Below are 21,608 nucleotides of genomic sequence, written 5' to 3' on the forward strand. Positions count from 1 at the left end.
TAATTTTATATTGATATAGCTCTTTTAATTAGTTTGGGGTATTTTAATGGTTGATTCTTCTTATATGTACGCTTCTGGTGCTTTTGTTCCTAGAGTTTCTTATTCTAGGTCGATTGATTTAAAAGATTCTTTATTGGATTTGGTTAAGGTTCAAAAAGAATCATATGATTCTTTTACTCCTAAGAATAAGGGTAATGAAAGACTTGAAGTTATCTTTCATACAATCTTTCCAATAAATGATCCTTTGCGTAGGGCTACTATTGAGTTTATAAGTTGTAGGGTAGATGATCCTAAGTATGATGAATCTGAGTCTATAAAGCGTGGTGTAACTTTTTCTGCTCAGGTTATTGCTTCTATACGTCTTGTTGTTATGCAGGATGGTATTTCTCTTGATGAATATAAATCGATTAAAGAGAGTGGAGATCATTCTAAACTTGCAACCGTTGTAAAATCTATAGAAGAGCAGAAAGTCCACTTTTGTGGGTTGCCTATGATGACTGATAAGGGCACTTTCATCATTAATGGTGTGGAAAAAGTTATCGTCTCACAAATGCATAGGTCTCCTGGTGTATTTTTTGATAGCGATAAGGGAAAAACTTACAATTCTGGTAAATTGATCTATTCTGCTAGAATTATTCCTTATAGGGGTTCTTGGCTTGATATTGAATTTGATGTTAAAGACCATTTGTATTTTCGTGTTGATAGAAAAAGAAAATTGCCAATTTCAGTTTTATTAAAGGCGTTGGGTCTATCAAATAATGATATACTCGATAGATTTTATGAGAAAATAAAGTATGTAAAACATAAAGATGGTTGGAAAGTGCCTTTTGTTCCTGATAAATTTAAAGGAGTGAGGCTGCCTTTCGACTTAATGGATATTGAAGGTAATGTGCTGCTTAAAGCTAACGTTCGTATTACCTCAAGACTAGCTAAAAAGCTATATGATAATGAATTGAAAGAGTATCTGGTTCCTTTTAATTCTATATGTGGTTTATTCCTCGCAGAAGATTTAATGGATAGTGCTAGCTCTACGAAAATTTTATCTGCTGGTGAATCTATAAAGCTGGAAGACATAAAGAAGCTTGAGTTATTATCTGTAGATGAAATATCAGTGTTGAACATAGATAATTTGTTTGTTGGACCTTATATATTAAATACGCTTTTCTTAGATGAAAACATGTCTTATCAGGATGCACTATATGAAATATATAGAGTTTTGCGTCCTGGTGAAGTTCCTGTTTTAGAGATAGTAGAAGAGTTTTTCCGTAATCTTTTCTTCAGTCCGGAATATTATGATTTGTCTAACATTGGTAGGTTGAAGCTTAACTCTTACCTTGGATTAAATTATGATGAGGATTTAACTGTTTTAACGCATGAAGATATTATTGAAATTGTGAAAAAAATAGTATTGTTACGTGACGGTCAAGGATCTGTAGATGATATTGATCATTTAGGAAACAGAAGAGTAAGATCAGTTGGAGAGTTTATAGAAAATCAATTTAGAACTGGGTTGTTGAAATTGGAACGCGCAATAGTTGATTCTATGTCCACTTCTAGTTTAGATAAAGTTTCTCCATCTGATTTTATTAATCCAAAAGTGTTAACTAATGTCTTAAGAGATTTCTTCAATTCTTCTCAATTATCTCAATTTATGGATCAGACTAATCCGTTATCTGAAATAACACATAAAAGAAGGTTATCCGCGTTAGGTCCTGGCGGTTTAACAAGAGAACGGGCAGGATTTGAGGTGCGTGATGTTCATCCAACTCATTATGGAAGAATTTGCCCTATTGAGACTCCTGAAGGGCAAAATATAGGGTTAATCAACAGCTTAGCTATATACGCGCGTATTAATAAATATGGTTTCATTGAAAGCCCTTATAGAAAAGTAGTCAATAGGGTTGTTACTGATCAAATTGAGTATCTTTCTGCTATAGACGAAGGCTCACATCATATAGCTGACACTAGCGTAAAGCTTGATGAAAATAATTGCTTTGTTGATGACATGCTATACTGTAGATATGCTGGTAGCTTCGTCATGGTAAGTAGCGACCAAGTTAGTTACATTGACGTATCTCCTAAGCAGGTAATATCAGTTGCAGCTTCCTTGATTCCATTTTTAGAAAATGATGATGCTAATAGAGCATTAATGGGCTCAAATATGCAACGTCAGGCCGTACCTTTATTGAAGCCTACCGCTCCTCTGGTTGCTACTGGTATGGAGTCTTTTGTAGCTTCTGGCTCTGGTGCTGTAGTTTTAGCAAAACGCGATGGCATAGTTGATAGTTCTGATAGTAACTCTATAGTTATACGTGCTTTTGATAAAGAAAGGGTTAACTACTTGGACGTAGATATTTATCATCTAAGGAAATTTCAGCGTTCTAACCATAATACTTGTATTAATCAAAGACCGCTAGTGTGCGTAGGTGATTATGTTAAAAAGGGTGATGTAATAGCTGATGGTCCTGCAATTAACAGTGGTGAGTTGGCGCTTGGTAAAAATTTGCTAGTCGCTTTTATGTCTTGGCAAGGTTATAATTTTGAAGACTCTATTATTATTTCTAGTGAAGTTGTTAAAAAAGATCTCTTTACTTCTATTCATATAGAAGAATTTGACTGTGTTGTACATGATACCCCTTTAGGATCAGAAAAAATAACTCGTGCTATACCTGGTGTTAATGAAGAAAATCTATATCACTTGGATGATAGTGGTATAGTGAAAATTGGTACAAGAGTTGGTCCAGGCTATATTCTGGTAGGTAAAGTTACACCTAAACCTTCTCTTTCATTGCCTCCTGAAACGAAGTTATTAATGACAATTTTTGGTGAAAAGTCATTCGATTGTGCGGATTCCTCTTTATATACATCTCCAGATGTTGAAGGGACAGTAATTGATGTACAAGTCTTTACACGCAGGGGGGTTGAAGAAAATGAAAGGGCATTACTCATCAAACAAAAAGAGATAAATGACTTTGAGGAAGAGCGAGATTATATAATCAATGTTACTAGTGAATATTTCTATGATGAACTGAAGAAACTTCTTATTAATTCTGGTTCTCAAGATCGAGAAAAATTTGACTCTATTGAACGTGAGCAATGGTGGGGTATAGGATTAAAAAACCAATCCATTTCTGAGCAAGTTAAGAGCTTAAAAAAAGATTTTGATGAAAAAGTATCACATGCAATAGCACAGTTTAAGCGAAAAGTAGAAAAATTACATGAAGGTTATGACCTGCCTCAAGGTGTGTCGATGTCAGTAAAAGTTTTCATTGCTGTGAAACATAGTCTGCAACCAGGGGATAAAATGGCTGGTAGACATGGAAATAAAGGTGTGATTTCTCGAGTTGTGCCAGTGGAAGATATGCCTTATTTGGAAGATGGTACTCCTGTTGATATTATTCTTAACCCTCTTGGTGTTCCTTCACGAATGAATGTAGGGCAAATACTGGAAACGCATGTAGGTTGGGCTTGTAGAAAATTAGGGGAAAAGGTAAGTAATATTCTCGATGAGATCAATAAGATCAAAAGTGCTTTTTGCAAGGGAATTAGGTCCCTTAACGATGATAATTTTACACAATTTGCAGTAGCATACCTTGATAATAAAAAAATTGAAAATATTGATGATGATGAAATAACGGCTTCTGTTTTAAATACACCTAATAAGAATGCACTAAATGACGAGTTGAATGAGTTAGTAGAGAACTATTTGAACTCTTGTAAAAGTTCATACAGCAATTTACGTAACTTCCTGATTGAGGTTTATAGCTATGGCAGTAACGTATCTATCTGTAATGATATTCGTAATATTAGTGATAATAATCTCATTGAATTTGCACGCAAATTACGTGATGGCGTTCCTGTTGCTGCACCTGTATTTGAGGGTCCAAAAGATGAACAAATAGCAAAATTATTTGAACTTGCTGGTTTAGATAACTCTGGACAAGCTGTATTATATGACGGTTGCAGTGGTGAAAAATTCGACCGCAAGGTTACAGTTGGTTACATGTACATGCTTAAGTTGCACCACTTGGTTGATGGTAAAATTCATGCGCGTTCAGTAGGGCCTTATAGTTTGGTTACTCAACAACCTCTTGGAGGAAAATCTCATTTTGGTGGTCAGCGTTTTGGTGAAATGGAATGTTGGGCATTACAAGCCTATGGTGCTGCTTATACTTTGCAGGAAATGTTAACTGTGAAGTCTGATGATATTAATGGTAGAGTTAAGATTTATGAATCGATAATAAAAGGTGACAGTAATTTTGAATGTGGAATTCCTGAATCCTTTAATGTGATGATAAAAGAACTACGTTCTTTATGTTTAAATGTAGATTTAAAGCAAAATGATGTAGTGATTGAAGATATATCTCACACTAACATTGCACAACCTTTTAATGAGGTTAGCATATCGATTGCTAGCCCTGAAAGTATTAAGCGTATATCTTGTGGTGAGATAGAAGATGTTTCAACTGCAAATTATCGTACGTTCAAAGTTGAGAAAGGTGGATTATTTTGCCCTAAGGTTTTTGGCCCTGTCAATGACGATGAATGTTTATGTGGAAAATACAAAAAAAGAAGACACAGAGGTCGCATATGCGAAAAATGCGGAGTAGAAGTTACATCTTCTAAAGTAAGAAGAGAAAGGATGGGTCATATAGAGCTTGCATCTCCTGTTGCTCATATATGGTTTTTGAAATCGCTTCCTTCAAGAATTGGAGCATTATTGGATATGTCTCTCAGAGATATTGAGAATATTTTATATAGCGATAATTATATCGTAATAGATCCTCTTGTTTCGCCTTTTGAAAAAGGTGAGATTATTAGTGAAAAAGCTTATAATGAAGCTAAAGATAGCTATGGGATCGATAGTTTTGTAGCTATGCAAGGTGTTGAAGCTATAAGAGAGTTGCTAACGCGCCTTGATTTACATGAAATTAGGAAGGATTTAAGACTAGAATTAGAATCTGTTGCTTCTGAGATAAGAAGAAAGAAAATTATAAAGAGATTGCGTATTGTTGAAAACTTCATTAAATCTGGAAATAGGCCTGAGTGGATGATACTTACAACTATACCTATTTTACCACCTGATTTGCGTCCTTTGGTATCGCTTGAGAGTGGTCGTCCTGCAGTTTCTGATCTGAATCATCATTATAGGACTATTATTAATAGAAATAACAGGTTGAGGAAATTGTTGAGCTTAAATCCTCCTGAGATTATGATTCGTAATGAAAAAAGGATGTTACAAGAAGCAGTTGATTCTCTTTTTGATAATAGTCGTCGTAATACTTTGGTAAATAAAGCTGGTGCTGTTGGATATAAAAAGTCCATTAGTGATATGTTAAAAGGAAAACAGGGTCGTTTTCGCCAGAACCTCTTAGGAAAAAGGGTAGACTACTCTGGACGTTCTGTAATAGTTGTTGGTCCAACTTTGAAACTAAATCAGTGTGGATTACCAAAAAGAATGGCTCTTGAACTATTCAAACCTTTTGTTTACTCAAAGCTTAAGATGTATGGTATGGCTCCAACTATTAAGTTTGCTAGTAAGTTGATAAGAGCAGAAAAACCAGAAGTTTGGGATATGCTTGAAGAGGTAATAAAAGAGCATCCTGTTTTGTTGAATAGAGCGCCTACGCTACATAGACTTGGTATTCAGGCTTTTGAGCCAATCCTTATTGAAGGCAAAGCAATACAGCTTCATCCGCTTGTCTGTACGGCGTTTAATGCTGATTTTGATGGTGATCAAATGGCAGTGCATGTGCCAATTTCATTGGAAGCTCAGCTTGAAGCTAGGGTGTTGATGATGTCCACTAATAACGTTTTAAGTCCTTCTAATGGCAGACCGATTATAGTTCCTAGTAAAGATATAGTACTTGGTATATATTATCTGACTTTACAAGAACCTAAGGAAGATAATTTACCATCTTTTGGTGCTTTTTGTGAAGTTGAGCATTCCTTGAGTGATGGTACTTTACATATTCATTCTAGTATAAAGTATAGGATGGAGTATATTAATAGCAGCGGTGAAACTCACTATAAAACTGTTTGTACAACTCCTGGCCGTTTAATATTATGGCAAATTTTTCCTAAGCATGAGAATCTAGGCTTCGATCTAATAAATCAGATATTAACAGTCAAGGAAATAACTGGTATAGTTGATTTGGTATATCGTAACTGTGGTCAAAGTGCTACAGTGGCATTTTCTGATAAATTAATGGTACTTGGCTTTGAGTATGCCACATTTTCTGGTGTCTCTTTTGGTCGTTGTGATATGGTTATACCTGAAACTAAAGCTACACATGTTGATCACGCGAGGGGTGAAATTAAGAAATTCTCTATGCAATATCAAGATGGGCTAATAACTAGAAGTGAGAGGTATAACAAGGTTATAGATGAATGGTCTAAGTGTACGGATATGATAGCTAATGATATGTTAAAAGCAATATCTATATATGATGGAAATAGTAAGTACAACTCAGTGTATATGATGGTTAACTCTGGTGCAAGGGGTTCTACTTCACAGATGAAACAGCTAGCAGGAATGCGAGGGCTCATGACCAAACCTTCTGGTGAGATTATAGAAACACCTATAATTTCTAATTTCCGTGAAGGATTGAACGTATTTGAATACTTTAATTCTACTCACGGTGCGCGTAAAGGTTTAGCTGACACTGCACTTAAAACTGCAAACTCTGGATACTTAACTCGTCGTTTAGTTGATGTATCTCAAAATTGCATAGTTACAAAGCATGACTGTAAAACAAAAAATGGTCTTGTTGTGAGAGCTACAGTTGAAGGAAGTACTATAGTTGCATCTCTAGAGAGTGTTGTGCTGGGTAGAACAGCTGCAAATGATATATATAACCCAGTGACAAAAGAATTATTAGTAAAAGCAGGGGAATTAATTGATGAGGATAAAGTAAAGCAAATCAGCATTGCAGGTCTTGATGTTGTAAAAATTAGATCGCCTTTAACTTGTGAAATAAGTCCTGGTGTATGTTCTTTATGTTATGGAAGAGACCTTGCAACTGGTAAAATTGTTTCAATAGGTGAAGCAGTTGGTGTTATAGCTGCTCAATCTGTTGGAGAGCCAGGTACTCAGTTAACGATGCGTACTTTTCATATAGGTGGAGTAATGACTAGAGGCGTTGAATCCTCGAATATTATAGCTTCTATTAATGCTAAAATAAAGTTAAACAATAGTAATATAATTATAGATAGAAACGGAAATAAAATTGTGATAAGCCGTTCCTGTGAAGTCGTGTTGATTGATAGCCTTGGTAGTGAGAAGTTGAAGCACAGTGTACCTTACGGCGCTAAGCTTTATGTAGATGAGAGTGGGTCAGTAAAAATTGGCGATAAAGTTGCGGAATGGGATCCTTATACATTGCCTATTATCACGGAGAAGACTGGTACAGTGTCTTATCAGGACTTAAAAGATGGAATTTCGATCACTGAAGTGATGGATGAATCTACAGGAATATCAAGCAAAGTAGTAAAAGACTGGAAATTGCATTCTGGTGGAGCTAATTTACGTCCTCGTATTGTGCTGCTTGACGATAATGGTAAAGTAATGACACTCGCAAGTGGCGTTGAAGCATGTTATTTTATACCAATCGGTGCAGTGCTCAATGTACAAGATGGCCAGAAGGTTCATGCAGGTGATGTTATTACAAGAACACCAAGAGAGTCAGTTAAAACTCGTGATATTACTGGTGGTTTACCGAGGGTTATAGAGTTATTTGAAGCACGTCGTCCTAAAGAGCATGCTATTGTTAGTGAGATAGATGGCTATGTAGCGTTTTCTGAAAAAGACCGTAGAGGAAAACGCAGTATATTAATTAAACCTGTAGATGAACAAATTTCTCCAGTTGAATATTTGGTATCAAGAAGTAAGCATGTAATAGTCAATGAAGGTGATTTTGTACGTAAAGGTGATCTATTGATGGATGGTGACCCTGATCTCCATGATATTTTACGTGTGCTTGGGTTAGAAGCTTTAGCGCACTATATGATTTCTGAAATACAGCAAGTTTATAGATTGCAGGGTGTTCGTATAGACAATAAGCATTTAGAGGTGATCTTAAAACAAATGCTACAAAAAGTGGAAATTACTGATCCTGGTGATACTATGTACTTGGTTGGCGAAAGCATTGACAAGCTGGAAGTTGATAGGGAAAATGATGCTATGAGTAACTCTGGCAAACGGCCTACTCATTATCTTCCTATTCTGCAGGGGATTACTAGGGCAAGTCTTGAAACTAGCTCCTTTATTTCTGCTGCCTCTTTCCAAGAGACAACAAAAGTACTTACAGAAGCAGCATTCTGCGGGAAGAGTGATCCTTTAAGTGGATTAAAAGAAAATGTTATAGTAGGAAGATTAATTCCTGCTGGTACAGGTTTGATTATGAATAAGATCAGAGCACTTTCACTTTGTGATAATGTGGATAAATATGAAAAATATTTTGATATTGAAACTTATGACGAGGAATGGTTGATGGATAATGGTTGTCATTTACACTCTGGTGAGGAAGAGAGCGTAGTGGCATACGATCAGTCGAATTGAGTACAGCTAGTGTGTCTCTTGACCAAAAAAGCCAATAATATTTTCTTTCACTTCTGTGCTATCTGTCATGTTATTTACTCTCACACGAAATTCAGATGAGCCTTGAAGCCCGCTACTGTACCAACCTATGTGTTTGCGGGCCATCTTTATTCCTGTGTCATTTCCATAGTACTCAAGAATATTGTCGTAATGCTCGAGTATGATGCTTAATCTCTCTGAAGCTGTTGGCTCAGAAGTTTCACTTCCACTGAGAAAGTTCATTGCTTGATTAATCAGCCAAGGTTTACCGTAGGCACCACGACCTATCATCACTCCGTCTGCTCCAGATTCTTTGAGAGCATTCTGAATATCATTTAAATTTTTAATATCGCCATTTACTATAACTGGAATTTTCACTTGCTCTTTAACATTTCTAACGAATTTCCAATCTGCTTGACCATTATAAAGCTGCGCTCTTGTTCTTCCATGCACAGTGATCATTTTTGCTCCTAAGTCTTCGGCAATTTTCGCAAGTCTCGGGGCATTGCGATTTTCATCGTTCCATCCAGTGCGCATTTTCACCGTAACTGGCATATTCACTGCTTTGACCACAGCTTCAATTATCTCAGCGGCTTTTTTCTCATCACGCATTAGCGCTGATCCTGCATAACCGTTTACAACTTTTTTAACAGGGCAACCAAAGTTTATGTCTATAATTTTTGCTCCCATGTCCTCGTTTAATTTTGCAGCCTCCGCCATAACATCTGGCTCACACCCAGCAAGCTGCACAGCAGTTAATGCATCGACTTTTGCTTTTTGCAAACTCTGGCGAGTTTGCATAATCATAGCTCTGCTTGCGATCATCTCTGAAACTAACAAACTTGCACCAAGTTTCTTCACAATACTTCTAAACGGATAATCAGTCACTCCAGACATTGGAGCTAAAATAACTGGAGAATCAATTGTCAAATTTCCTATTTGGAGGGGCATAAGGTCAATGGTAATTTTTCATTGATTACATAATGCAACACAAACTTGCATTCTCCCTTGAAATAGAAGACTGAGATGTTTTCGTCCTTGGCGGACGCTTACGATTTCTTAGATCTTCCTTACATTTCTCATCTTCCATAAGCGCTCTTGTAAATTCTTCTCTTTTCTCATTCAAATCAAATTTATATTCTGATAACTTTTTGTCAATTTCGTCAAATGATTTGTCTTCGTTAAGCATTTGTGTAATTTTATGAGCATTTTCTAACGCAAATATTCCACAGTTATACCCGTCACTTTGCTGCTTAGTTGGGGAAATTCTTATGTCTAATACCCATTCCTCTTTTTGCAGTTCTCTTTTAACAATATTTAGCACATTATCTGGCAATTGATTACCAAATGAGTCACAGTAATAAGCTCTAAATTTTTTATCACCTGCATCAGGTTTAATAACCAAAGTTACCCAATGATTGTTGTTAATATGAAGAACCGAAGTAAATATCAATTTAGAATTTTGTTTTAATTCACCTCTATAATTCTGAAGAAATTCTTTTGTGAGTTCGTCCCAACCATTAGAATAGCTAGGAGCAAGAAAATAGACATTATTATTACTATGTTCACTTTGTGAGTACCCATACACAACTCTTGCAATATGTGTAATGTCATCATCACATAACCAGTAAGCATAATTTCCTCTGTTTGTCTGATGCACAAGAGTGTCCAAATTTTCATGAAACTCTTTACCACCCAAACCACTATCTTTTGAAGCAATAGAACTTCTGCGACTACTGTTCTCTGAAACAGTTGACCCATCTTCATTATCTGGTCCAGGAAAAATACCACTATCCTCATCTGGAGTTTTTTGCTCACCTTGACTTGCTCTTTTTCCATTAATATAACCCTTCGCTAAGTAAAATAAAGGTTCAACAACCATTTTGTATGCTACTGTAAGAATTGTTCCCATTAAAACCCAAACTACGGGGTTAGAGATGAGCATAGCAAGTGGAAAGGTCAATAGAGGGGATCCTATTACCGCCCCTAAACAGCCAGCAGCGAATGTGGCTGCTAGGCATACACAAGTAGCGTAGATAACGAATTCCTCACCAGCAAAGTAAGTGCTCTCTTTCTGATTATTTTTTGTAATGCCCAACATACTACACCCTATGAACACTAAGTTAATTAAATTTTAACAAATTCTAACAAAAAAATCAACCATAATAATTTTAGTAGTATGAGAATATATTGAATATTAAGAGCTTTTGGAGTACAGTAACAATGTTAGTAATAGCACAATATATGCACGATATAGAATATATACGCAAAAACCCTGAAGGATTTGAAAAGGCAATGAAAAGCAGGGGAATTAGAGAATCTACTGCGGAAGAGATATTAGAAATCGATCACGAGAAAAGATCATTAACCACTAAACTGCAGGATTTGAATAGGCAGCGCAATGAAATCACAGAGGAAATAAAAAAGCTTAAAATGAGCAAGAGCCCCTGTGAAGAGCAAATAGAGTTGTCAAAAAGCATCACAAATGAGATAGAGGCAATCAGCTTAAAAGAACAAGCAGAAAAGGATAAGTTAGTGAATGTTTTATCTAACTTGCCGAATATTCCTGCGCAAGATGTGCCAATAGGCGCAGATGAGAACTCTAATTTAGAGGTGAGAAGATATGGAGGAAAAAGACAGTTTGATTTTGTACCAGAATCTCATTATGAACTCGGAGAAAAATTAGGTTTAATGGACTTCGAACAAGCGGCGAGAATTTCCGGATCAAGATTTACGATATTAAAAGGACAGTTAGCTAAGCTTGGACGAGCGCTAATAAATTGTATGCTTGAAATGCATGTTAATGAATTTGGCTATACTGAGGTGTACCACCCGGCTTTGGTGAAAAACGAAGCTATGTATAATGTTGGTCAGCTACCGAAATTTTCTGACGATTCGTATTTAACTACCGACGAATTGAGGTTGATTCCCACAAGTGAAGTGTTTTTAACAAATTTAGTTGCTGACAAAATAATGGAAGAAAAAGAACTGCCTATTCGCTTTACTGCATATTCGGAGTGCTTTCGTAAAGAAGCAGGTAGTGCAGGTCGCGATACCAGGGGCATGATAAGGCAACACCAATTTGGTAAAGTGGAGTTGGTAAGCATCACAACTGAAGACCAATCAAATGATGAGCTTGAGCGTATGACGAGTGTTGCTGAAGAGATATTAAAAAAATTAGAATTGCCATACAGAGTAATGCTGCTTTGCAGTGGCGATATGGGTTTTGCTGCACAAAGGACTTATGACATAGAGGTATGGTTACCTGGGCAAAATAAATATAGAGAAATATCAAGCTGCTCAAATTGTGGTGCATTTCAAGCAAGAAGGATGAACGCTAAATACTCTTCAGAAACTGATAAAAAGATGAAAAAATATATTCACACTTTAAACGGCTCAGCTTTAGCTATAGGAAGAACGATTATTGCCATAATGGAGAATTATCAAAATTCTGACGGGTCGATTGCAATACCAAACGTGTTGCAAAAATACATGAGTAATGATACTGTTATAAGCAAATAATAATTTTGACATATAGAAAAGCGAGGAAATAAAGATGAAGGTTCTGGTTATAGGTTCTGGTGGGCGTGAGCACGCTCTACTTTGGGCTCTAAAAAAATCTCCTATCTTGACTGAGTTATATGTAACTCCTGGTCGCCAAGCTATGAAAGATCTTGGGGCTCTTGTGGATGTAAATATTCAAAATTCAGTGGATGTTACACAATTTTGCAAGAGAGAAAATATAGAGTTGGTTGTTATTGGTCCAGAACAACCAATAATTGATGGGCTTGCTGATGATTTAGTTGCAGAGGGAATAAATGTTTTTGCTCCAAGTCAAGCAACTGCAAAACTTGAGGGATCGAAGTCTTTCACCAAGGGACTATGTAAACGATATGGTATACCAACTGCCAAGTACGAGTGTTTTGTTGATGAAGGGTTAGCTAAAGATTTTGTACGTAGCAATAAAATAAAGTTTCCACTTGTAGTGAAAGCAAATGGAATTGCAGCAGGAAAAGGGGTGGTTATATGTAATACAGAAAGCGAAGCTTTTTCAGCAATAAATTCAATGCTAGTGGAGAAAAAATTTGGTGAATCAGGTGAAGAAATAATCATAGAAGAGTTTTTAGTTGGAGAAGAAGTAAGTTTTTTTGCTCTTATTGATGGGTTGAAAGTAGTAACTCTTGGGTGTGCAAAAGATTATAAGAGAGTTGATGAAAGTAATGAAAGCCAAAATACTGGAGGTATGGGGTCGTACTCATCACCTTCAATTATAAGTAAGGACATGGAGCAAAAAATTATCCAAAAAATAATATACCCTACAGCTCAAGCATTGGTTAACATGGGTACGTCTTATAAAGGAGTACTCTTTGCTGGTTTAATGATTTGCAAAGATAGCCCAAAACTTCTCGAGTATAACGTTAGATTCGGTGATCCAGAAACGCAATCTATATTACCTAGATTTGATTCAAATTGCGATTTGTTAAAATTGATGTTGTCAGTTGCAGAAGGAAAGTTAAATGTCAAAATGGTGGAACTTAACAACAAATCTACAGTTTGTGTAGTTGTTGCAAGTAAAGGCTATCCGGGTGATTATCAAAAGGGAGAAGTAATTAAAGGATTAGATAAGATTGAAAGCATTCCTGGTGTGTTGGTGTTTCATGCTGGTACTAAATTCGATGAAAGTGGTAACTTAGTTTCCGATGGCGGAAGAGTGCTAAATATAGTAGCAGAAGGGAGCACTATAGAGGAAGCCAAAAGTAAGGTGTACTCAGCATTAAATTTTTTAGAATGGCCAGGGGGCTTCTTCAGATACGATATCGGTAGTTAATGTTAGCTGTCGGTTAGCAGGTGGTTCACAGAAACGAAAAACTTCCTTGACAAACTCCGCCAGCCCCCTTATCATGAAACTGAAGCTATTGTATTTGCTTTCGCCAATCTGCAGATTAAAAGGTAAGGATTACTTAATGTATCGGCGTCTTATGTTCAATTTTTTGCAGTATATAGATACTGTATGTCTTTACAAAACTTCATCTACATCTAGATTTTTATCTAAATAAGCTGAACGCGCTTATAAAGCGTTACAAGACATCAAAAAATGCCAATACTCGACAGAGATAGTAAAAGACTAGCTAACTCGGGGATTCTTTGTCTTTTTTTCTGCTTAGTAAATTTCTTAAACATTTGCAGCATAGGTTAGTTGCAATTAAAAGCAGCTAAATCTTGCTTGTCAAGCGTTTAAAACATAAAAAACGCCAATATTTTAAAGCAGATAATAACCCCAGGGCTTCTTTTGCCTTTTTTTTCATTTGGTAAATTTCTTAAATATTTATGGCTAAACGACAATCGTCATCCCGCAGCGGGATCTAGAGATACCGCGGCGGTATGACGTAGGGAAACCTTTCTTGGGTTAGCTATAAAACTAATCAGCATCTTGTTTAGCACATATAAATTAAGTTTCACAAATATAGTGCTAAACCTTGAAAATATGTTATAGCTACTTCTTCCAATTTAGTGGTGGGTTTTGACAGTACACATGTTATTTTACTAGCTACCAACTCAAGTGTCACAGAAGTTGCAATCATTTTAAATGTCACAGAAGTTGCAATCACTGCATTTATATTCTGTACTTTAACATTTACTCTACTTTCTATTAGAGGCTTTACCCCCCTTACATCATTACGTACAGCAGTATGATTTATTTCATTTTCAATTCCACTACTATGCTGCAACAAGATATCCCCATTAACTTTTATTTCAACATTTTTGTCACTACTACCATTGTTAAAATTTAATCCCTCATCTCTTCTACTTTGTCTTTTTTCTTTTAATTTTAATTCAGTTTCTCTTTTATCAAGGGTAGGAAATGGGATGTGAGTTTTTTCCTGACCATCTTGATTTATAGCTCTTGTTGTATTAAAAGCTTCGTTGCTTTTACATGATATTGTATAAGTAAGTGGTGTGTAGATTTTTTCTTCACTATCTGGATATTTTATAGTTATTGTTGCATTAAGAATGTCTTTCAGAATATCATTTTCTCTAGCTATGTCTAAAATTTTTTGAATAACTTTGCGATCATGTAATGCGGCAAGTAACTTATCAGTTACTTTTTGATTATTTTTATGTTTTATGGTTATTGTTGTGTTAAGAATGTCTTTCAGAATACCGTTTTCTTTAGCTACTCTTAACATTTTCTCAACAGCTATACTATCTTTACGTAGTATAGCATAAGCAAGTGGTGTGCAAGTTTCTTCCTGACCATCTGGATATTTTATAGTTGTTGTTGCGTCAAGAATGTCTTTCAGAATACCGTTTTCTTTAGCTACTCTTAACATTTTCTCAACAGCCATACTATCTTTACGTAGTATAGCATAAGCAAGTGGTGTAACAGTTACTCTCCGACCATCTGGACATTTTATAGTTATTGTTGCGTTAAGAATATCTTTCAGAATACTGTTCTCCTTAGAGATTTTTAAAATTTCTTCAATAGCTATACTATTTTCACGCAGTATAGCATAAGCAAGTAGTGTGTAAGTTACTTCCCGGCTATCTGAATGTTTTATAGTTGTTGTTGCGTCAAGAATGTCTTTCAGAATATCGTTTTCTTTAGCTACTCTTAACATTTTCTCAACAGCCATACTATCTTTACGTAGTATAGCATAAGTAAGCGGTGCGCAAGTTTCTTCATGACCATCTGGACATTTTATAGTTGTTGTTGCATCAAGAATATCTTTCAGAATACCGTTTTCTTTAGAGATTTTTAAAATTTCTTCAATAGTTTTGCTATTTTTACATGATATAGCGTAAGTAAGCGGTGTGTAAATTTCTTTCTGACCATCTAGATATTTTATAGTTGTTGTTGCGTCAAGAATGTCTTTCAGAATATCGTTTTCTTTAGAGACTTTTAAAATTTCTTCAATAGTTTTGCTATTTTTACATGATATGGCGTAAGTAAGCGGTGTGTAAATTTCTTCTTGACCATCTAGATATTTTATAGTTGTTGTTGCGTCAAGAATATCTTTCAGAATACTGTTCTCTTCAGCTGCTACTAGAATTTCTTTAATAATTTTGCTATCCTTCCGGAACATAGCAAAAGCAAGTGGTGTGTAAGTCACTTCCCGGCTATCTAAATGTTTTATAGTTGTTGTTGCGTCAAGAATATCTCTCAGAATACCTTTTTCTTTAGCTACTCTTAACACTTTTTCAACAGCTATACTATCTTTACGTAGTATAGCATAAGCAAGTGGTGTATAAGCCACTTCCCGGTCTAGATATTTCATAATTGTTGTTGTGTTAAGAATATCTTTCAGAAGAGTACTGTTCCCTTTAGCTGCTACTAGAATTTCTTTAATAGCTTTGCTATCCTTCCAGAACATAGCATAAGTAAGTGGTGTGTAAGTCATTTTCTGGCTATCTGGATATTTTATAGTTGCTGTTGTGTTAAGAATATCTTTCTCCTTAGAACCTGTCTTGAAAGGGAATAAAGAAAAGAGTATGATGAGGTAAGCAAAAAATAGGAGGGTAAATTGTATCCAAGTGATATAAGTGACAAGGAATGGGAAATTTTAGAGCCCTATGTTGCACAAGGAGCGATAGGACGACCAAGAAAACATAACATCAGAACAATTATTAATGCAATAAGGTATATAATGAGGGGTGGTTGCCAGTGGAGAATGCTACCAAAGGATTTTCCCCCATGGAAAACGGTGTATGACTATTTTATCAGGTGGCGTAATAATGGAAAATTGAAAAAAATACATGACATGCTAGTAAAAGAGGTAAGAAAAATGGTTGGTAAAAATGAAACACCTTCAGTAGGTATAATTGACAGTCAATCAGTGAAAACGACTCAAAAAGGGGATCAAGAGGATATGATGCCGGTAAAAAAATAAAGGGTAGAAAACGCCATATTATTGTAGATACACTAGGTCTTGTAATTACTGCAGAGGTACACAGCGCAAGCATTCAGGATCGTGATGGTGCTACCAATCTTTTTATTCAAGCTAAATGCAAAGCTCCAACATTACGTAAGTTTTTTGCTGATCAAGGATACAAAGGTAAATTACAAAATCGATGTTTGTTGGAAACTGGATGTTTGCTAACGATTACCAAGAAATTGGTTGATACAGGATTTCAGGTTATTCCTAAACGTTGGATTGTAGAACGAACCTTTGCTTGGCTTTCCAATTTTAGACGCATGAGCAAGGATTACGAGCATTCTCCTCTTACTTCAAAAAACAATATCTTATTTAATATGATTACTTCTATGCTTACTAAATTAGCTGCTTAACTCCTTTCAAGACAGGTTCTTAGAGACTTTTAAAATTTCTTCAATAGCTATACTATCTCCACATAGTATAGCACAAGCAAGTGGTGTAACAGTTGCTCTCCGACCATCTAGATATTTTATAGTTGTTGTTGCGTCAAGAATATCTTTCAGAATACCGTTCTCCTTAGAGACTTTTAAAATTTCTTTAATAGCTTTGCTATTTTTACATAATATGGCATAAGTAAGCGGTGTGTAAATTAATGAATCATCACTAATGATTTTTGCATTAAGAACACTCTTTAAAAGGTTGCTCAATTTGGCTTGTTGCAAAATATCCTTTACAGCTTGACTATTCTCGCAAAATATAGCATGAGTAAGTAGTGTAAAAGTTGATTCTTTACCCCGATGTTTGCTTACTTCCGTAGTAAGAATTCTTTGTTTTTCCTTTTCAGATATTTTTTCTAGTTCTTCAGCAATGCTACTTTCTTTGCCTTCTATTTTTGATGCTAATTTTAAAATACTTTTTTCATCTTTCTCTTTCAATTTCGAATCGTTTACCTGATGAGTCATTTTTTTTCTCAAGGTCTTTCTTATTAAACTAAGCATAACATTTTCTCTCTTCGTGGTTATAATATTTGCTTTTATGAATCAGTTGTGTTGATAATGTATTAATTGCATAGTTCAGACATTGTTTTATAAAGCAAAATTTTAGTAGACCACCTTACAAGAACGTTTCTTGCTAATTCTGAATCCGAAAAAAGGACGCAGTAAAGTTATTTGTAAGGGAAGAATGAAACTTGTAGCTATAGCTAAACTGACTTACGATAATTTGAAAAACCGTCATCCCGCTGCTTGTTAGCGGGATCTAGAGATACCGCGGCGGTATGACGGTTCGCAGTGGTATGACGGTTCGCGGCGGGATGACGATAAGCTCGTCATCCCGCTACATTAATATTGTATTAATAAAAACTTAATAATAATCCTTAATAATATATGAACTAACATGTTCGCAATTTCGTATGACAGAGGAAACAAAAGATGGATATGCTTCCTTATACGTTGCAATTCAGGAAGGTAATATTGAAGCTGCAGAACTACTAATAAAATGTGGCACAAACGTCAATGATCATTATGAACGCAATCGTACGCCACTGCATATTGCCATCGGACGCAAACAATTAGAAATAGCAAAATTGCTGATAAAAAATGGAGCAAACGTTAATGCAAAAACTCAAAATCATGGTAAAGATGATCTAACACCAATGCACTTTGCAGTTTTTGCAAATACGCCAGAATTTATAGAATTACTAGCTAGCCATGGTGCATTGATTAATGAAAGAGAAAGTACCGAAGGGTATACTCCTCTTCACTTTGCTGCTTTATATGGGAACAAAAATATAATACAAGCCTTAATTGATAAGGGACAAGATATTGAAGATGTGGACAATAATGGGCGAACAGCTCTGTTTTTAGCTGCTAGGCAATGCACTGAAGCAGAAGATGATAGCAGAATAGAAATTATCAAGTATTTGATAGACAAGCTCAAAGCAGATGTAACAAAGAAAGACAATAATAACAATGCAGTACTCTTTCCTGCCGCTAATAATTGCCCTGGAAAAGTGGTAGAATTCATCATTGAGCAATATATAAAAATCTTTGAGTTAGAGAATTTTATCAACCACAAAAATAATGATGGAATGGATGCTTTGGATATTGCGCTGAATAGTGGAAACGAGAAAGCTATTGAAGTATTAAGATCATATGGAGCAGATATCAAGAATAAGGTAGATGGTAGCATTCAAAAAATTACTGCAGAAAAACCAAGTAGTACCCTAGACAGAGCAGAAAGTGCAGAGGTAGCGCCTCCAATTAAGCAAAGAGTATAAATTTTTATAAAGCGATTATAAATTTCAGTAAGTTGCAGAGGCTCTACAATGGGAAGTGTAGTATGTTAGCAGATACAAATGACTAGATAAATTATATTTCATTAAAGTCATTTATCTTGAAACATAAGCAGGATTTTGTATAGTTGTTTCAATTTGGGTCTGTATATTGAAACAACGCGTGAAAATGACAGGTCATTGTACAAGAGGTACCTAATTCACCGACAAGAATGCTAGATAAAGACACTTACATTTCAATTATTTCACAATTTCTGTATAATCTTAAAAACTCAATTAGTGCGTTATGAAGATAATAATAGGTAATGCTAGTAAGGAATTAGGGGAATCAGTAGTTAACCGGCTAGATGTTCAACCATCCTCTGCTTGGATATCAAAGTTTACCGATGGCGAGGTAAATGTAGAAGTAGCAAATGATCTATATAATCAAGAAGTATATATAATACAATCTCTTTCTCCCCCTGTGAATGATAACCTTATGGAGCTTCTGCTCATAATTGATGCAGTAAATAGATTAGGAGCCAAAAGGATAGTAGTAATTATTCCTTATTATGGATATAGCAGGCAAGATAGAATTATCAAGAACAATAATGTGCAGTCTGCTTTAAGTGCCAAATTAGTTGCAAATCTTATTCAAACTGCAGGTGCAAGTAGTGTTGCAGTTATTGATTTGCACTCAAGTCAAATTGAAGGATTCTTTGATGTACCGATAACTAATTTGAACTGCCTTGAAGCATTTGTTGACTCTATACACACGGAAAATTTGGCAATTGTTGCACCTGATGTTGGAGCAATTGGTAGAGCACGTGCTTTTGCAAAGACTTTAGAGGAAAAGTACAAGATAGGGTTAAGTGATAAGATTATTGTAGTAGATAAATATAGAGAGAAAGCAGGTACATCTCAAGTAATGAACATAATAGGAGAAGTTGCAAACAAAAATTGTGTCATTGTTGATGATATAGTTGACTCTGGTGGAACATTGTGTAATGCAGCTCTTGCTTTAAAAAGTTACGGAGCAAAGTCCGTAACTTCATGCATCACACACGGTGTGCTTTCAGGAAGTGCAGTTGAGAAAATCTCTTCCTCTTCTTTAGATAAATTAGTGATTACGGATACCATACTTCACAAACTTGAAAAAACTGGTAAAATAGAAGTTGTTTCGGTTGTAAATATTTTAACTCACTTTATCCAAGGAGGTAAAGATGCCAGCTAAGTCAACAGAAGACGTTATTACTTCACTAATAGAATTTGCAAATAAGAGAAAAATAACAATTACCAAAGAAGAAATGCTTAAAATTGCACAGCTTGTAAGGATTAAGTTATCAAATGACGAGATTGATCACTACTCCAAAGAACTGACAATGCTGGATTGGATACATGATACTTTATTGCAAGTTAATACTGAAGGTGTTTCTCCTATGCGTTATGGCAGCATAGACAAGGACATTCATGTACGCGATGATGTTATAAATTCTCAAAATATTAAAGAAGAGATATTGTCCAATACAAAACCTGAGCATGGGTATTTCGTAGTGCCAAAGGTTATAAGCAATTAAAGTAAAATAAGGCTCATATCAAATCTATAATAGATCTACTTTCAAAAATAAGACCAATCCGGTAAAGAAGCATTTGTGGGAGTGGAAACCATTTTTTGATTTTTCTTTACTAAGTCTACTAAATATAGTTTAGAGTTGCTTGGTGATTCTGTTCTTGTAAAAATGATTTCTCTACCATTTGGTAACCATGCCGGGGATTCAATTTTATGCCCCTCTGAAAGCAGACGTTCTTCTTTGCCATCTGGCTTCATAACTCCTATGTAAAATTTTCCTGACTGAATCTTTGTAAAAGCTATCAGATCTCCTTTTGGCGACCAAACAGGCGTAGCATATCTTCCACTTCCAAAACTAATTCTTTTAGGTTTTTTACTTTTGTTAGTAAAATCGATAACGTACAGTTGCTGACTCCCACTTATATCAGAACTAAAAGCCATATACTTTTGATCTGGAGAAAAAGAGGGAGAAGTGCTTATAGCTGAACCTTTAGTAATTTTTTTTGTTCGTTTACTACTTAAATCCAAAGATAATATATTCGTTTCACCACCCAATGAGTGGGAAATTAAAAGAGATTTACCATCGGGAGAAAATCTTGGTGCAGAAACAACTCCTTCAAATGCGCTGATTATTGATTCAGTGTTATCTTTTAAATTTTTTAATATTATATAACTTTTACCATTTGCGTACGAGATATAAACAATACCCTTTCCATTTGGTGAGAATCTCGGTGTTGACACAAATCTATCGCCATTTGTTAAGTATTTTATATTACTTCCATCTTGATTCATCACAGCAATTTTACGCACAGATTTGTAGTTGCTATCTTTTTCTTCAGCGATATACGTGATTTTTGTGTTGAAGTGCCCTTTCTCACCAATTAATCTATCATGTATCACATCCGAAACGAGGTGACCAATTTTTCTCCAGTCTTTTGCTGGAAAAACAACTGACTGAGTAAGTAATTCTCTTTTTGTAAAAGTGTCAAATAAACGAAATGATAGCTCTAATGCACTACCAGATATTTCGCTTAAACTTACTGTGACTACAGTATCGCTTTTCCAAGATTTAGATTCAGCTTCCGCGCCACGTTTTACATTAAATAAGCCACAATTAGATAAATTTGTTCCTATTACCTTTGCAATATTTTCGCTTAATTCGCTTTCCAACGCTGTTTTACATGTACATTTAGATACAACAAGACCAATGTTACCAACACTGCTTTTTTTTATATCAACATATAAAGCAGCTTTTGTAAAATAAGGAATAAATAACGAAATAAATAACACCAGATGAACGAATAGCTTCATTCA

Annotated in this window: 12 protein-coding genes; 7 read left to right on the forward strand and 5 right to left on the reverse strand. The window is 35.4% G+C overall.

From position 1 onward, the window contains the following. Positions 1–46: 46 nt before the first annotated feature. Entirely contained in the window at positions 47–8,560 is an 8,514-nt protein-coding gene (locus tag ACICPZ_RS03290) for a DNA-directed RNA polymerase subunit beta/beta' (RefSeq protein ID WP_264373661.1), read from the forward strand. A 6-nt stretch (positions 8,561–8,566) separates the two neighbouring features. Here the strand turns inward: ACICPZ_RS03290 and dusB are convergent, their stop codons facing one another. After that, the gene (gene dusB / locus ACICPZ_RS03295) at positions 8,567–9,529 is read right to left on the reverse strand and encodes a tRNA dihydrouridine synthase DusB (RefSeq protein WP_010962313.1); all 963 of its coding nucleotides are present in this window, start codon (positions 9,527–9,529) and stop codon (positions 8,567–8,569) included. 25 nt (positions 9,530–9,554) lie between these two features. Next, on the reverse strand, positions 9,555–10,679 hold the full coding sequence (locus ACICPZ_RS03300) for a Ulp1 family isopeptidase (RefSeq protein WP_182282775.1): 1,125 nt from the start codon (positions 10,677–10,679) through the stop codon (positions 9,555–9,557). Between the two features lie 143 nt (positions 10,680–10,822). Between ACICPZ_RS03300 and serS the strand changes: the two genes are divergently transcribed. Further along, positions 10,823–12,100 (forward strand): serine--tRNA ligase, encoded by a 1,278-nt coding sequence (serS, locus tag ACICPZ_RS03305; protein ID WP_038198549.1) that lies wholly within the window; start codon positions 10,823–10,825, stop codon positions 12,098–12,100. A gap of 34 nt (positions 12,101–12,134) precedes the next feature. Further along, a complete protein-coding gene (gene purD, locus ACICPZ_RS03310; RefSeq protein WP_138264878.1) occupies positions 12,135–13,406 on the forward strand; it encodes a phosphoribosylamine--glycine ligase in 1,272 nt (423 codons plus the stop codon). A 628-nt stretch (positions 13,407–14,034) separates the two neighbouring features. Here purD and ACICPZ_RS03315 read toward each other — a convergent pair. Next, positions 14,035–15,978: a hypothetical protein gene (locus ACICPZ_RS03315; RefSeq protein ID WP_264951823.1), complete on the reverse strand. Its 1,944-nt coding sequence runs from the start codon at positions 15,976–15,978 to the stop codon at positions 14,035–14,037. A gap of 123 nt (positions 15,979–16,101) precedes the next feature. Between ACICPZ_RS03315 and ACICPZ_RS03320 the strand changes: the two genes are divergently transcribed. Next, positions 16,102–16,865, forward strand: a protein-coding gene (locus tag ACICPZ_RS03320) for an IS5 family transposase (protein ID WP_156518237.1) whose coding sequence is annotated in 2 segments (ribosomal slippage) — positions 16,102–16,456 and positions 16,456–16,865 — 765 coding nt in all. Because the reading frame shifts where the segments join, the coding sequence is not laid out codon by codon here. A 6-nt stretch (positions 16,866–16,871) separates the two neighbouring features. Here ACICPZ_RS03320 and ACICPZ_RS03325 read toward each other — a convergent pair. Next, the gene (locus ACICPZ_RS03325; protein WP_264706309.1) at positions 16,872–17,450 is read right to left on the reverse strand and encodes a hypothetical protein; all 579 of its coding nucleotides are present in this window, start codon (positions 17,448–17,450) and stop codon (positions 16,872–16,874) included. 413 nt (positions 17,451–17,863) lie between these two features. On the opposite strand from ACICPZ_RS03325, the gene ACICPZ_RS03330 reads away from it, so the two are divergent. The 3 genes from ACICPZ_RS03330 (at position 17,864) to gatC (ending at position 20,301) form a co-directional block, all read left to right on the forward strand. After that, positions 17,864–18,730: an ankyrin repeat domain-containing protein gene (locus ACICPZ_RS03330; protein WP_006280296.1), complete on the forward strand. Its 867-nt coding sequence runs from the start codon at positions 17,864–17,866 to the stop codon at positions 18,728–18,730. Positions 18,731–19,031: 301 nt separating this feature from the next. Next, positions 19,032–19,958 (forward strand): ribose-phosphate diphosphokinase, encoded by a 927-nt coding sequence (locus tag ACICPZ_RS03335; RefSeq protein WP_264329627.1) that lies wholly within the window; start codon positions 19,032–19,034, stop codon positions 19,956–19,958. After that, positions 19,948–20,301, forward strand: a complete 354-nt coding sequence (gatC, locus tag ACICPZ_RS03340) for an Asp-tRNA(Asn)/Glu-tRNA(Gln) amidotransferase subunit GatC (RefSeq protein WP_264373789.1) — start codon at positions 19,948–19,950, stop codon at positions 20,299–20,301. Before ACICPZ_RS03335 ends, gatC begins: the two co-directional genes overlap by 11 nt. A gap of 41 nt (positions 20,302–20,342) precedes the next feature. Here gatC and ACICPZ_RS03345 read toward each other — a convergent pair whose 3' ends face one another. Continuing rightward, entirely contained in the window at positions 20,343–21,605 is a 1,263-nt protein-coding gene (locus ACICPZ_RS03345) for a Tol-Pal system protein TolB (RefSeq protein WP_015588777.1), read from the reverse strand. Positions 21,606–21,608: the final 3 nt, after the last annotated feature.

The sequence above is a fragment of the Wolbachia endosymbiont (group A) of Melitta haemorrhoidalis genome, assembly GCF_964273365.1.
Classification (GTDB): Bacteria; Pseudomonadota; Alphaproteobacteria; order Rickettsiales; family Anaplasmataceae; genus Wolbachia; species Wolbachia pipientis.